We start from the raw sequence: 14348 nt of genomic DNA, 5'->3' as shown, positions 1-14348 counted from the left end.
GGACTAGCCCTACGCCCGCCCCAATGCCGCCGCATGGTGGCGCAGGTGGTCATCGATGAAGCTGGCGATGAAGTAGTAGCTGTGGTCGTAGCCAGGCTGCAGGCGCAACGTCAGCGGGTAACCAGCCGCCTGCGCGGCCTGGGCCAGCACTTCGGGCTTGAGCTGGGTTTGCAGGAAGTCGTCGCGATCGCCCTGATCGACCAGCAGCGGCAGCGTTTCCTGCGCCTGCGCGATCAGCACGCTGGCATCCCATTCGCGCCAGCGTGAACGCTCCTCGCCCAGGTAGCGACTGAACGCCTTCTGGCCCCAGGGGCAGTCCATCGGGTTGCCGATGGGCGAGAACGCCGACACCGACACATAGCGCCCGGGGTTGCGCAAGGCGCACACCAGCGCGCCGTGCCCACCCATGGAGTGACCGCTGATGCTGCGCGCAGCGGAGGCCGGGAAATGCGCCTCCACCAGTGCCGGCAGCTCATCCACCACATAGTCGTGCATGCGGTAGTGCTCGGCCCACGGCTGTTCGGTGGCATTGAGGTAGAACCCCGCGCCCAGGCCGAAGTCCCAGGCGCCGTCCGGGTCGTCCGGTACCTGTGGCCCGCGCGGGCTGGTGTCCGGCGCCACGATGATCAGGCCGAGCTCGGCGGCAAGCTTGTGCGCGCCGGCCTTCTGCATGAAGTTCTCGTCGGTGCAGGTCAGCCCGCTCAGCCAGTACAGCACCGGCAGCTTGCCGCCCTGCTCCGCCTGCGGCGGCAGGTACACGGCAAACACCATGTCGCACCCCAGCACGCTGGAGCGGTGCCGGTAGCGCTTGTGCCAGCCGCCGAAGCTCTTCTGGCAGGAGATGTTTTCCAGGCTCATGGCAGACCTCAGAAGTGGATGACGCTGCGGATGCTCTTGCCTTCATGCATCAGGTCGAAGGCCTTGTTGATGTCCTCCAGGCCCATGGTGTGGGTAATGAAGGTGTCCAGCGGGATCTCGCCCTGCTCGGCCATGTCCACATAGCTTGGCAGCTCGGTGCGACCACGCACGCCACCGAATGCCGAGCCGCGCCAGACGCGGCCGGTGACCAGCTGGAACGGACGCGTTGCGATCTCCTGGCCGGCACCGGCGACGCCGATGATCACCGACTCGCCCCAGCCCTTGTGGCAGCACTCCAGGGCCGCACGCATCAGTTGCACGTTGCCGATGCACTCGAACGAGAAGTCCACGCCGCCATCGGTCAGGTCCACGATCACTTCCTGGATCGGGCGATCGTAGTCCTTGGGGTTGATGCAGTCGGTGGCACCCAGCTGGCGTGCGATCTCGAACTTGGCCGGGTTGATGTCGATGGCGATGATGCGGCTGGCCTTGGCCTTGACCGCTCCGATCACGGCCGACAGGCCGATGCCGCCCAGGCCGAAGATGGCCACGGTGTCACCCGGCTTGACCTTGGCGGTATTGAGTACCGCACCGATGCCGGTGGTCACGCCGCAACCGAGCAGGCACACCTTCTCCAGCGGGGCCTCTTTCTGGATCTTGGCCACGGAAATTTCCGGCAGCACGGTGTATTCGGAGAAGGTCGAGGTGCCCATGTAGTGGAACAGCGGCTGACCCTTGTAGGCAAAACGCGTGGTGCCGTCGGGCATCAGGCCCTTGCCCTGGGTCGCGCGGATGGCCTGGCACAGGTTGGTCTTGCCCGACTTGCAGAACTTGCACTGGCGACATTCCGGGGTGTAGAGCGGGATCACGTGATCGCCCACCGCCACCGAGGTCACGCCCTCACCGATGGCCTCGACGATGGCGCCACCTTCATGGCCCAGGATGGACGGGAAGATGCCTTCCGGGTCGGCGCCCGACAGCGTGTAGGCGTCGGTGTGGCAGACGCCGCTGGCGACCACGCGCAACAGCACTTCGCCGGCCTTGGGCATGGCCACGTCGACTTCGACGATCTCCAGCGGTTTCTTGGCTTCGAAGGCAACGGCAGCACGGGACTTGATCATCAAGGTTCTCCACAAAGGTTTCAGTTCAGGCGTGAAGTGTAATTCATCGTCTTTTGCTTAATAATCGAGCCAAACACAAAACATTATTGCCATGCAGGGATAATCGATGAGCAGCCGCTGGGAAGGGATCGACGAATTCGTCGCGGTGGCCGAATCGGGCCAGTTCACCGCAGCAGCCGAGCGCCTGGGGGTATCGTCGTCGCACGTCAGCCGTGCGGTGGCGCGCCTGGAAGATCGCCTGCAGACGCGCCTTTTGTACCGCAGCACGCGCAAGGTGACCTTGAGTGAGGCTGGGCAGACCTTTCTTCAGCACTGCCAGCGCCTGCAGGATGGCCGCGAAGAGGCCCTGCGCGCCATAGGCGACCTGACCAGCGAGCCCAAGGGGCTGCTGCGCATGACCTGTGCGGTGGCCTATGGCGAGCGCTTCATCGTGCCGCTGGTCACCCGCTTCATGGCGCAGTACCCGCAGTTGCGGGTGGACATCGAGCTGACCAACCGCACCCTCGACCTGCTGCACGAAGGCATGGACATGGCGATTCGTTTGGGCCGGTTGCAGGAGTCACGCCTGGTGGCGGCACGCCTGGCCCCACGGCGCATGTACCTGTGCGCCTCGCCAGCGTACCTGGAGCGCTATGGGCGGCCCCACAGCGTGTCGGAGCTGGCGCGGCACAACTGCCTGATCGGCAGCACGGATATCTGGGCCTTGCAGCAGGAGGGGCGGGAAATCAGTCAGCGGGTGCAGGGCAACTGGCGCTGCAACAGCGGGCAGGCGGTGCTGGATGCGGCGCTGCAGGGGATGGGGCTGTGCCAGTTGCCGGACTACTACGTGCTGGAGCATCTGGGCAGTGGCGCGCTGGTGTCGCTGCTTGAAGCGCATCAGCCGCCGAATACGGCGGTGTGGGCGTTGTACCCGCAACAGCGGCACCTGTCGCCGAAGGTGCGCAAGCTGGTGGATTATCTACGGGAGAAGTTGGGACAGTTGCCTGAGTACCGCAGCGTGTAGAAAACGTCGCGGGCTCCCACAAATCATTCACCCGCCCTTGAACGTACTGCAGTCCCTTGTGCAAGGCTGGCTTGCCAGAGAATGGGCCACCGTGGTCAATTGCCGCGATTGGCCCAGCGCTGCCTCAGCCACTCCAGGTCTTCCGGTCGCGTCACCTTGATATTGTCGTTGCGCCCTTCGACCAGGCGTGGTGCCTGCCCCGACCATTCGATGGCAGACGCCTCGTCGGTGATCGCCACGTCCGCCACCAGGCTGTCTGCCAGCGCACGGTGCAATGCCCCCAGGCGGAACATCTGCGGGGTGTACGCCTGCCACACCGTGCTGCGGTCGATAGTGGCGCTTACCCGCCCGTTGGCATCGGCACGCTTGAGCGTGTCGCGCGCCGGCACCGCCAGCAGCCCGCCCACCGGATCATTCGCCAGCTCGCCCAGCAGGCGGTCAAGGTCGTCGCGCGCCAGGTTCGGCCGCGCCGCATCGTGCACCAGCACCCAGTCGTTGTCGGCCGCGCCCTGGGCGTGCAGCAGCAGCAAGGCGTTGAGCACCGAATCGGCACGCTCGCGCCCACCTGCCGCACGCTGGATGCGCGTATCGCTGGCGCAGGCCAGGCCCGGCCAGTAAGGGTCGTCGGCAGCAATGCTGACCACCACGCCCTTGAGGCATGGATGGTCGAGAAAACAGTCGAGGCTATGCTCGAGAATCGTCCGCCCGCCCAGTTGCAGGTACTGCTTGGGACGGTCGGCCGCCATGCGGGCACCAACACCCGCGGCAGGAATCACTGCCCAGAAGGCAGGCAGGGACGCCGTCATTGGGCCAACTGGTAGAGGGTTTCACCCTCCTTGACCATACCCAGCTCATGACGAGCGCGTTCTTCGACGGTTTCCATACCTTTCTTCAACTCCAGCACTTCGGCATCAAGCACGCGATTACGCTCCAGCAGACGCTCGTTTTCAGCGTGCTGGTCGGCGATCTGCTGCTTGAGGTCGGCAACCTGGGCCAGGCTGCCGTTGCCCACCCACAGACGGTACTGCAGGCCACCCAGCAACAGGAGCAAGACGAGGAACAACCAATAGGGACTACGCATCAGGGTATCCACTGGAAAAAGGCCGCCCGTGCACAAGGGGCTGATGGCACGAAGCCTGACCGAAGCCAGGCTTTGTGGGGAAAGCACTTGCTGCACAGGGTTGCTGAAAGATTAGCTGCGTCTTTCAGCCTCACACTGCGGCCTTTTTACCATCTCTGGCTTAGCCGCGAAACTCGCCGCGACCACGGTACACAGCCTTGCTGCCCAGTTGCTCTTCGATACGCAGCAATTGGTTGTACTTGGAGACGCGGTCGGAGCGGCACAGCGAACCGGTCTTGATCTGGCCGGCAGCGGTACCCACGGCCAGGTCGGCAATGGTCGAATCTTCGGTTTCGCCCGAACGGTGCGAGATCACCGCGGTGTAACCGGCGGCCTTGGCCATCTGGATGGCTTCCAGGGTTTCGGTCAGGGTGCCGATCTGGTTGAACTTGATCAGGATCGAGTTGGCGATCTTCTTGTCGATGCCTTCCTTCAGGATCTTGGTGTTGGTCACGAACAGGTCGTCACCGACCAGTTGCACCTTGTCGCCGATCTTGTCGGTCAGGATCTTCCAGCCAGCCCAGTCGGACTCGTCCAGGCCGTCTTCGATCGAGATGATCGGGAAACGCTCGGTCAGGCCCTTGAGGTAGTCGGCAAAACCGGCTGCATCGAACGACTTGCCTTCACCGGACAGGTTGTACTTGCCGTCCTCGTAGAACTCGCTGGCCGCACAGTCCAGCGCCAGGGTCACGTCGGTGCCCAGGGTGTAGCCGGCGTTGGCGATGGCTTCGGCGATGGCCGACAGCGCGTCTTCGTTGGAAGCCAGGTTAGGTGCGAAACCACCCTCGTCACCCACGGCGGTGTTCAGGCCACGGGCCTTCAGTACTGCCTTGAGGTGGTGGAAGATCTCGGTGCCCATGCGCAGCGCGTCGGAGAAGGTCTTGGCGCCGACCGGCTGCACCATGAACTCCTGGACGTCGACGTTGTTGTCGGCGTGCTCGCCGCCGTTGATGATGTTCATCATCGGGACCGGCATCGAGTACTGGCCAGGGGTGCCATTGAGGTTTGCGATGTGCGCGTACAGCGGCAGGTCCTGGTCCTGTGCAGCGGCCTTGGCGGCAGCCAGGGACACGGCGAGGATGGCGTTGGCGCCCAGGTTGCCTTTGTTTTCAGTACCGTCGAGCTTGATCATCGCCAGGTCGAGCGCTTTCTGCTCGACCGGGTCCTTGCCCAGCAGCAGGTCGCGGATCGGGCCGTTGATGTTGGCGACGGCCTTCAGTACGCCCTTGCCCATGTAACGGCTCTTGTCGCCATCACGCAGCTCCAGCGCTTCGCGCGAGCCAGTGGAAGCACCCGACGGCGCACAGGCGCTGCCGATGATGCCGTTGTCGAGCAGTACGTCCGCTTCGACGGTAGGGTTACCGCGCGAATCGAGAACTTCACGACCTTTGATGTCGACGATTTTTGCCATTGTTGTAAGCACTCCAGAATTGACGAAAACAACGCAGCTGAGAAAAAAACCGGGTCCGTCACAGGCGGTCGGCGCACGGGCAGGCCTGACGAGGACAAGCCCCTGACCCCGGGGTCAGGGGATGAACGGGCGGTACTTTACCGGAGAATCGAGGTTTACGCGGTTTCTACCGTCGGAAAACTCTTGACCAGTTCGTCCAGTTGCTTGAGCTGGGCCAGGAATGGCTCCAGTTTGTCCAGGCGCAGGGCGCACGGGCCGTCGCACTTGGCATTGTCAGGGTCCGGGTGGGCCTCGAGGAACAGGCCCGCCAGCCCCTGACTGAGGCCGGCCTTGGCCAGGTCGGTGACCTGGGCACGGCGGCCACCTGCGGAATCGGCGCGACCACCCGGCATCTGCAGGGCATGAGTCACGTCGAAGAACACCGGGTACTCGAACTGCTTCATGATGCCGAAGCCGAGCATGTCCACCACCAGGTTGTTGTAGCCGAAGCTCGAACCACGCTCGCAGAGGATCAGTTGGTCGTTGCCGGCCTCTTCGCACTTGCTCAGGATGTGCTTCATCTCCTGGGGTGCGAGGAACTGCGCCTTCTTGATGTTGATCACCGCGCCGGTTTTGGCCATCGCGACAACAAGATCAGTCTGGCGCGACAGGAAGGCCGGCAGCTGGATGATGTCGCACACGTCAGCCACGGCCTGCGCCTGGTGCGGCTCGTGCACGTCGGTGATCACCGGCACGTTGAAGGTGCGCTTGATCTCTTCGAAGATCTTCATCCCCTCTTCCAGGCCAGGGCCGCGGTAGGAGTTGATCGACGAACGGTTGGCCTTGTCGAAGCTGGCCTTGAACACGTAGGGGATACCGAGCTTCTCGGTAACCCGCACGTATTCTTCACAGACCTTCAGGGCCAGGTCACGGGATTCCAGCACGTTCATGCCGCCGAACAGGACGAACGGCTTGTCGTTGGCGATCTCGATGTTACCGACGCGAATGATCTTCTGGGTCATGGATCAGGCCTTGTTCTTTTGAGCCAATGCAGCTTTGACGAAGCCGCTGAACAGCGGGTGACCGTCACGCGGGGTAGAGGTGAACTCCGGGTGGAACTGGCAGGCCACGAACCACGGATGGTCCTTGGACTCGACCACTTCGACCAGTGCGCCGTCGCCGGAACGACCCGATACCACCAGGCCCGCCTCGATCAGTTGCGGCAGCAGGTTGTTGTTGACCTCGTAGCGGTGACGGTGACGCTCGACGATCACGTCCTTGGCGTAGCAGTCGTGCACCTTGGAGCCGCTTTGCAGCTGGCACTCCTGGGCGCCCAGACGCATGGTGCCGCCAAGGTCCGAGGCTTCGGTACGGGTCTCGACCGCGCCGGTGGCATCTTCCCACTCGGTGATCAGGCCCACCACCGGGTGACCGCTGGCGCGATCGAACTCGGTGGAGTTGGCGTCCTTCCAGCCCATCACGTTGCGGGCGAATTCGATGACCGCCACCTGCATGCCCAGGCAGATACCCAGGTAAGGCACCTTGTTCTCGCGAGCGTATTGAACGGCAGTGATCTTGCCTTCCACGCCGCGCAGGCCGAAACCGCCCGGTACCAGGATGGCGTCCACGCCTTCGAGCAGGCCGGTGCCCTGGTTCTCGATGTCTTCGGAGTCGATGTAGCGCAGGTTGACCTTGGTGCGGTTGCTGATGCCGGCATGGCTCATCGCTTCGATCAGCGACTTGTAGGCATCGAGCAGTTCCATGTACTTGCCGACCATGGCGATGGTGACTTCGTGCTCGGGGTTGAGCTTGGCATCGACCACCGCGTCCCACTCGGACAGGTCGGCGCTGCCGCACTGCAGGCCGAAACGCTCGACGACGAAGTCGTCCAGGCCCTGGGAGTGCAGGATGCCCGGGATCTTGTAGATGGTGTCGGCGTCTTCCAGCGCGATCACCGCACGTTCTTCAACGTTGGTGAACTGCGCGATCTTGCGGCGCGACGAGCTGTCGATCGGGTGATCGGAACGGCACACCAGCACGTCCGGCTGCAGGCCGATGGAGCGCAGCTCCTTGACCGAGTGCTGGGTAGGCTTGGTCTTGGTCTCGCCGGCGGTGGCGATGTACGGCACCAGGGTCAGGTGCATCAGCATCGCGCGCTTGGCGCCCACTTCGAAGCGCAGCTGGCGGATGGCCTCGAGGAACGGTTGCGACTCGATGTCACCCACGGTACCGCCGATCTCGACCATGGCCACGTCGGCATCGCCGGCGCCCTTGATGATGCGGCGCTTGATTTCGTCGGTGATGTGCGGGATCACCTGGATGGTGGCACCCAGGTAGTCACCACGGCGCTCCTTGCGCAGCACGTGCTCGTACACGCGGCCGGTGGTGAAGTTGTTGTTCTGGGTCATGGTCGTGCGGATGAACCGCTCGTAGTGGCCCAGGTCCAGGTCGGTCTCGGCGCCGTCGTGGGTGACGAACACTTCACCGTGCTGGAACGGGCTCATGGTGCCCGGGTCGACGTTGATGTACGGGTCCAGCTTGAGCATGGTGACCTTGAGCCCCCGCGCCTCCAGGATGGCCGCCAATGAAGCCGAGGCAATGCCTTTCCCCAATGAAGAAACAACACCGCCCGTGACGAATATGTAGCGCGTCATGAAAAACCCTAGAAGTCTGCGTTAAAGCGGTCAGTGCCGCCGGGGAAAGCGAAGGAAGGCCGAAGCCCCCGATCACCTGCGTCAATCACAGTGCATCTTAAAAAACTGCCGCGCCTGGTCAGACCGGGGGTTGAAAACCCGGTAAGGAGCTCGCTAAACATTTTTAGAATCGCCCAGCAAAAAACTGCTTGGTAATCGGCAACTGCCGTGATTCAGATGAAGTCACAGAAGTTGTATCAAGAAGGGAGCGTAGTCTACCGGAATGTCCCTTTCATCTCAAACCTTGCGCGCTTGTCGGTACGCACCAGTGCAGTTGCCCGTCGGCAAGCCCCAGCCCCGGCAGGTTGGCCACCGCCAGCAACTGCCCGTCGCGGTACAGCAGCGGCACGCGCTGGCGGGCGAACAAGGGTAGCTGGCGCTCGTTGAGCAACCGCTTGAGGTCGCGATGGCCTCTGCCCTCGATCGCCATCCTCTCGCCGCCCTGGCGATAGCGCACCTGCAGCGGGCCCTGCGGCAACCTGCCGATTAGTGTCAACTGGCCATTACCGGGCAGTGCAAGCGGCTGGCGCGGGTCGAGCCAGGGGCCCGGCTGCGCCGGCGGCGTGAGCCAGTGCGCACCCAGCCAGTAGATGCGCAGGCCACTGCGGTGCAGCTCGCCATCGGCCAGGCGCCATACAGGACGCCCTTCGCCGCCGGCATCGCGCACGTCTTCCCAACCCGACCAGTGGCGAGTGTCCGGCAGGCGCGTGCGCGCCGCCAGCCAGTACTGCAGGGCGTTGCGCTGGCGTGCCGGGGACAGTTGGCGCAGCACCTCCAGATCCAGCGACGGGCAGCCCAACCAGGCGAAGGCATCAGGGGTCGAGGCTTGTGCGAGGTCCTGCTGCGCCACTTCATCGAGCAGGCCCTGCGCCTCGGCCAGGTGCGCGGCGCTGCGCGCCAGGCTGCGCGCCGCCTGGGGCCAGCGTCGGGTCAGCGCCGGCAGCACCTGGTGGCGCAGGTAGTTGCGCGAGAACTGGGTGTCATCGTTGCTGGGGTCTTCTATCCAGTGCAGGCCATGCGCGGTGGCGTAGGCCAGCAGTTCATCACGCGGGGTATCCAGCAAGGGTCGCAGCAGGCTGCCCTGCCCCAGCGCCCGCTGCGCCGGCATTCCCGACAGGCCACGCAGGCCGGCCCCGCGCAACAGCCGAAACAGCAGCGTCTCGGCCTGGTCGTCGCGGTGCTGGCCGGTCAGCAGCAGTTCGCCCGGGCGCAGGGCCTGGGCGAAGGCTGCATAGCGCGCGTCCCGGGCGCCCTGCTCCAGGCTGGCGCCTGGGGCGACGTGCACATGGATGATGTCCAGCGGTACGCCCAGGCTGTCGCACAGGCGCTGGCAGTGGGCCGGCCACGCATCGGCAGCGGCTTGCAGACCGTGGTGGACATGGAGGGCACGAAGGGGCGCAGCCGGCTGTTGGGCCAGCAGGTGTAGCAGGACGGTGGAGTCGAGGCCGCCAGAGAGGGCGATGCACCAGCCGGTAGCTTGGTGCCAGGGGGACAGGGTGTTGCGCAGGTCGATCATCGGTGGCCCTTCGCCGGCAAAGCCGGCTCCTACAGAAGCGAAAGGGCCACCGATGAGTTCAGATCAGAGCCCGTAGCTCATCAGGCGATCATAACGGCGCTTGAGCAGCGCGTCGTTGTCGAACGCCTTGAGCATGTCCAACTGCTCGATCAGCGAAGCGCGGATGTTGGCCGAGGCTGCCGCCGGGTCACGGTGTGCGCCGCCCAGTGGTTCGCCGATCACCTTGTCAACGATACCCAGGCCCTTGAGGCGCTCGGCCGTGATGCCCATCGCTTCGGCTGCGTCAGCAGCCTTCTCGGCAGTCTTCCACAGGATCGAGGCGCAGCCTTCCGGCGAAATCACCGCGTAGGTGGAGTACTGCAGCATGTTCAGCTGGTCGCAAACGCCGATGGCCAGTGCACCGCCCGAACCGCCTTCGCCGATCACGGTGGCGATGATCGGCGTTTTCAGGCGAGCCATCACGCGCAGGTTCCAGGCAATCGCTTCGCTCTGGTTGCGCTCTTCGGCGTCGATGCCGGGGTAGGCGCCCGGGGTGTCGATGAAGGTCAGGATCGGCATCTTGAAGCGTTCGGCCATTTCCATCAGGCGGCACGCCTTGCGGTAGCCTTCAGGGCGTGGCATGCCGAAGTTGCGGCGTACCTTCTCGCGCACTTCACGGCCTTTCTGATGACCGATCACCATCACCGGCTGGTCGTCCAGGCGGGCTATGCCACCAACGATCGCGGCGTCGTCGGAGAAGTGGCGGTCGCCATGCAGCTCGTCGAACTCGGTGAAGATGTGGTCGATGTAGTCCAGGGTGTACGGACGACGCGGGTGACGCGCCAGGCGCGCGATCTGCCAGCTGGTCAGGTTGCCGAAAATGCTCTCGGTCAGCGTGCTGCTCTTGTCTTGCAGACGGGCGATTTCATCGCCGATGTTCAGCGAGTTGTCATTGCCGACCAGGCGCAGCTCTTCGATCTTGGCTTGCAGGTCAGCAATCGGCTGTTCGAAATCCAGAAAATTCGGGTTCATAGGCATCCGTCTTGGGTCGACGGCCAGGCGGCCGGCCGGTTGATCCGTTTGGCGCCCTACCTTAAGGGATCAGGCGCATTCAGGTCGAGATTAAAAATTCATCAATTCATCGATATTGCAGGAAGACGTTCTCACGCCCGAACTGGTCACGCAGGGCCTGAATCAGTCCGTCCGCGGGGTCGATGCGCCAACCTTCGCCAAACTGCAGCAGGGCGCGCGCATCGTTGCCGGTGTATTCCATGCTGATCGGGCACGCGCCGCGATGGCGCTTGAACAGCTCGCCCAGCCACGCCAGGCGGTCGCCCTTGAGGGCGTCGGCATGGATCTTCAGGCGCAGGCTTTCGGCCAGGTTGGTACGTGCATCTTCCATGCTCATCACGCGCTTGACCCGCAGGCGCAGGCCACCGGAGAAGTCGTCATTGCTGACCTCCCCTTCGACCACCACCATCGCGTCGGTCTGCAGCAACGGCTGCGCGGCCATGAACGCATCGGCAAACAGCGACGCCTCGATGCGCCCGGAGCGGTCGTCGAGGGTCACGAAGCCCATCTTGTCGCCCTTCTTGTTCTTCATCACGCGCAGCGCAATGATCATGCCGGCCACGGTCTGGGTATCGCGGGCCGGCTTGAGGTCGATGATGCGCTGACGGGCGAAACGGCGGATCTCGCCTTCGTACTCGTCGATCGGGTGGCCGGTCAGGTACAGGCCCAGGGTGTCCTTCTCGCCGCGCAGGCGTTCCTTGAGGGTCAGCTCGCGGGCGTTGCGGTGGTTGGCATAGACGTCGGCGTCGGCCTCCACGAACAATCCGCCGAACAGGTCCGAGTGCCCGCTGTCGTGGGTGCGTGCGGTCTGTTCGGCCGACTTGATCGCCTCTTCCATCGCCCCGAGCAGCACCGCGCGGTTACGGTCGATGTTGGCCTGGTAGGCCTTGATCTCGTCGTGGAAGAACGGCCCCAGGCGATCCAGTGCACCGCTGCGGATCAATGCATCGAGGGTGCGCTTGTTGATGCGCTTGAGGTCGACCCGCTCGCAGAAGTCGAACAGGTCCTTGAACGGCCCGCTGCTGCGCGCCTCGACGATCGCGTCGACAGGGCCCTCGCCCACGCCCTTGATCGCGCCCAGGCCATACACGATGCGGCCGTCGTCGTTGACCGTGAACTTGAAGTCGGAGGTGTTCACATCCGGTGCATCGAGGCGCAGCTTCATGCTGCGCACTTCCTCGATCAGGGTCACCACCTTGTCGGTGTTGTGCATATCCGCCGACAGTACCGCAGCCATGAACGCGGCCGGGTGATGGGTCTTGAGCCAGGCGGTCTGGTACGACACCAGGCCGTAGGCGGCGGAGTGGGACTTGTTGAAACCGTAACCGGCGAACTTTTCCACCAGGTCGAAGATGTTGCCCGCCAGGTCCGGGTCGATGTTGTTGGTGGCGCAGCCTTCGATGAAACCGCCACGCTGCTTGGCCATTTCCTCGGGCTTCTTCTTGCCCATCGCCCGGCGCAGCATGTCCGCACCGCCGAGGGTGTAGCCGGCCATCACCTGGGCGATCTGCATCACCTGTTCCTGGTACAGGATGATGCCGTAGGTCGGCGCCAGTACCGGCTTGAGGCCTTCGTACTGGTAGTCGGAGTGCGGGTAGGCCAGCTCGGCGCGGCCGTGCTTGCGGTTGATGAAGTCGTCCACCATGCCCGATTGCAGCGGGCCCGGGCGGAACAGTGCCACCAGTGCGATAAGGTCTTCCAGGCAGTCGGGCTTGAGCTTCTTGATCAGCTCCTTCATGCCGCGCGACTCGAGCTGGAATACCGCAGTGGTCTCGGCCTTCTGCAGCAGGTCGTAGGTTTTCTTGTCGTCCAGCGGGATGAAGTCGATGTTCAGGTCCGGCAGGCCGGCCTTGGCCTGCTCGCGGTTGATCGTCTCCATTGCCCACTTGATGATGGTCAGGGTACGCAGGCCGAGGAAGTCGAACTTCACCAGGCCGGCCGCCTCCACGTCATCCTTGTCGAACTGGGTTACCAGGCCGCCGCCCTCTTCGTCACAGGCAATCGGCGAGAAGTCGGTGAGTTTGGTCGGCGCGATGACCACGCCACCGGCGTGCTTGCCGGTGCCCCGGGTAACGCCCTCGAGCTTGAGGGCCATGTCCCAGATTTCCTTGGCATCCTCGTCGGTCTTGAGGAAGTCGCGCAGCATTTCCTCCTGCTCGTAGGCCTTCTCCAGGGTCATGCCGACTTCGAACGGAATCATCTTCGACAGGCGGTCGGCCAGGCCGTAGGACTTGCCCTGCACCCGCGCCACGTCACGCACCACCGCCTTGGCCGCCATGGTGCCGAAGGTGATGATCTGGCTCACCGCATTGCGCCCGTAGGCGTCGGCCACGTACTCGATCACGCGGTCGCGACCGTCCATGCAGAAGTCGACGTCGAAGTCGGGCATCGAGACCCGTTCAGGATTGAGGAAACGTTCGAACAGCAGGTCGTAGGCCAGCGGGTCGAGGTCGGTGATCTTCAGCACGTAGGCCACCAGCGAGCCGGCACCCGACCCCCGGCCCGGACCTACCGGCACGCCGTTGTTCTTGGCCCACTTGATGAAGTCCATAACGATCAGGAAGTAACCGGGGAAGCCCATCTGAATGATGATGTCCAGCTCGAACTTCAGCCGGTCGAGGTAGACCTGGCGCTTCTCTTCATAGTTGGGCGTGGTGTCCTTGGGCCATAGCACCGCCAGGCGCTCTTCCAGGCCTTCATGGGACACATGGCGCAGGTATTCGTCGATGCCCATGCCGTTGGGCGTGGGGAAGTCGGGCAGGAAGTGCTTGCCCAGCTGCACCTCGATGTTGCAGCGCTTGGCGATCTCGACCGTGTTGGCCAGGGCGTCGGGCAGGTCGCTGAACAGCTCGGCCATTTCTTCCGGGCTTTTCAGGTACTGCTGGTCGCTGTAGTTGCGCGAACGCCGCGGATCGTCCAGGGCACGGCCTTCGCCGATGCACACACGGGTTTCGTGGGCGTCGTAGTCGGTCTGCTTGATGAAGCGCACGTCGTTGGTGGCCACCAGCGGCGCGCCCAGGCGGTCGGCAAGGGCCACGGCGGCGTGCAGATACTCTTCGTCGCCGCTGCGGTTGGTGCGCTGCACCTCGACATAGAAGCGATCGGGGAACATCGCCATCCAGTCGCGCAGCAGGGCCTCGGCTTCCTGCGGGTTGTTGCCCAGCAGTGCCATGCCGATATCGCCTTCCCTGGCCGCCGACAAGGCGATCAGACCCTCGCTGGCCGGGGCGATCCACTCGCGCTCGATGACCACCACGCCATTGCGCTGGCCGTCCATCCAGCCACGGGAGATCAGCTCGGTGAGGTTGCGGTAGCCCTTGGCGTTCATCGCCAACAGGCAGATGCGCGACAGCGGCAGGTCGGGGTCGGCGTTGGACAGCCACAGGTCGGCCCCACAGATCGGCTTGATCCCGCTGCCCATGGCGGTCTTGTAGAACTTGACCAGCGAGCACATGTTGCTCTGGTCGGTGACGGCCACCGCCGGCATGTTCATCCCGGCCAGGGCCTTGACCAGCGGCTTGATCCGCACCAGGCCATCGACCAGCGAGAATTCGGTGTGCAGGCGAAGATGAACGAAAGAAGCCGACATGATGATCC

The 14348-nt window shown here is 63.9% G+C and carries 11 protein-coding genes; 1 reads left to right on the top strand and 10 read right to left on the bottom strand.

Annotation, left to right across the window (positions count from 1 at the left end; translation table 11 throughout):
• Nucleotides 1-9: 9 nt before the first annotated feature.
• Both fghA and NJH59_RS14125 read right to left on the bottom strand, forming a co-directional pair.
• Nucleotides 10-858, bottom strand: a complete 849-nt coding sequence (gene fghA / locus NJH59_RS14130; protein ID WP_043863275.1) for an S-formylglutathione hydrolase — start codon at nucleotides 856-858, stop codon at nucleotides 10-12.
• 8 nt (nucleotides 859-866) lie between these two features.
• Complete coding sequence (locus NJH59_RS14125; RefSeq protein WP_043863274.1) at nucleotides 867-1979, bottom strand: S-(hydroxymethyl)glutathione dehydrogenase/class III alcohol dehydrogenase; 1113 nt, start codon at nucleotides 1977-1979, stop codon at nucleotides 867-869.
• A gap of 106 nt (nucleotides 1980-2085) precedes the next feature.
• On the opposite strand from NJH59_RS14125, the gene NJH59_RS14120 reads away from it, so the two are divergent.
• Nucleotides 2086-2982 (top strand): LysR substrate-binding domain-containing protein, encoded by an 897-nt coding sequence (locus NJH59_RS14120; RefSeq protein WP_043863273.1) that lies wholly within the window; start codon nucleotides 2086-2088, stop codon nucleotides 2980-2982.
• Nucleotides 2983-3077: 95 nt separating this feature from the next.
• Here NJH59_RS14120 and ispD read toward each other — a convergent pair whose 3' ends face one another.
• From ispD to dnaE, 8 genes are all read right to left on the bottom strand, one after another.
• Nucleotides 3078-3788 carry a 2-C-methyl-D-erythritol 4-phosphate cytidylyltransferase gene (gene ispD, locus NJH59_RS14115; protein WP_054914996.1) on the bottom strand — a complete coding sequence of 237 codons (711 nt, stop codon included), beginning with the start codon at nucleotides 3786-3788 and terminating at the stop codon, nucleotides 3078-3080.
• Nucleotides 3785-4063 (bottom strand): cell division protein FtsB, encoded by a 279-nt coding sequence (ftsB, locus tag NJH59_RS14110; RefSeq protein ID WP_043863271.1) that lies wholly within the window; start codon nucleotides 4061-4063, stop codon nucleotides 3785-3787. The genes ispD and ftsB overlap by 4 nt, the downstream gene beginning before the upstream one ends.
• Nucleotides 4064-4223: 160 nt before the next feature.
• On the bottom strand, nucleotides 4224-5513 hold the full coding sequence (gene eno, locus NJH59_RS14105; protein ID WP_253086901.1) for a phosphopyruvate hydratase: 1290 nt from the start codon (nucleotides 5511-5513) through the stop codon (nucleotides 4224-4226).
• Nucleotides 5514-5668: 155 nt separating this feature from the next.
• The gene (kdsA, locus tag NJH59_RS14100) at nucleotides 5669-6514 is read right to left on the bottom strand and encodes a 3-deoxy-8-phosphooctulonate synthase (protein ID WP_043863269.1); all 846 of its coding nucleotides are present in this window, start codon (nucleotides 6512-6514) and stop codon (nucleotides 5669-5671) included.
• 3 nt (nucleotides 6515-6517) lie between these two features.
• Nucleotides 6518-8146 (bottom strand): CTP synthase, encoded by a 1629-nt coding sequence (locus tag NJH59_RS14095; protein ID WP_043863268.1) that lies wholly within the window; start codon nucleotides 8144-8146, stop codon nucleotides 6518-6520.
• A gap of 271 nt (nucleotides 8147-8417) precedes the next feature.
• The gene (gene tilS, locus NJH59_RS14090) at nucleotides 8418-9701 is read right to left on the bottom strand and encodes a tRNA lysidine(34) synthetase TilS (RefSeq protein ID WP_253086900.1); all 1284 of its coding nucleotides are present in this window, start codon (nucleotides 9699-9701) and stop codon (nucleotides 8418-8420) included.
• A 63-nt stretch (nucleotides 9702-9764) separates the two neighbouring features.
• Complete coding sequence (locus NJH59_RS14085; RefSeq protein WP_043863266.1) at nucleotides 9765-10712, bottom strand: acetyl-CoA carboxylase carboxyltransferase subunit alpha; 948 nt, start codon at nucleotides 10710-10712, stop codon at nucleotides 9765-9767.
• Nucleotides 10713-10818: 106 nt separating this feature from the next.
• The gene (gene dnaE / locus NJH59_RS14080; RefSeq protein WP_058541490.1) at nucleotides 10819-14340 is read right to left on the bottom strand and encodes a DNA polymerase III subunit alpha; all 3522 of its coding nucleotides are present in this window, start codon (nucleotides 14338-14340) and stop codon (nucleotides 10819-10821) included.
• Nucleotides 14341-14348 lie beyond the last annotated feature (8 nt).

The organism is Pseudomonas sp. VE 267-6A (assembly GCF_024126555.1).
GTDB classification, from domain to species: domain Bacteria; phylum Pseudomonadota; class Gammaproteobacteria; order Pseudomonadales; family Pseudomonadaceae; genus Aquipseudomonas; species Aquipseudomonas palmensis.
This window is presented reverse-complemented; position numbering and strand designations above follow the sequence as displayed.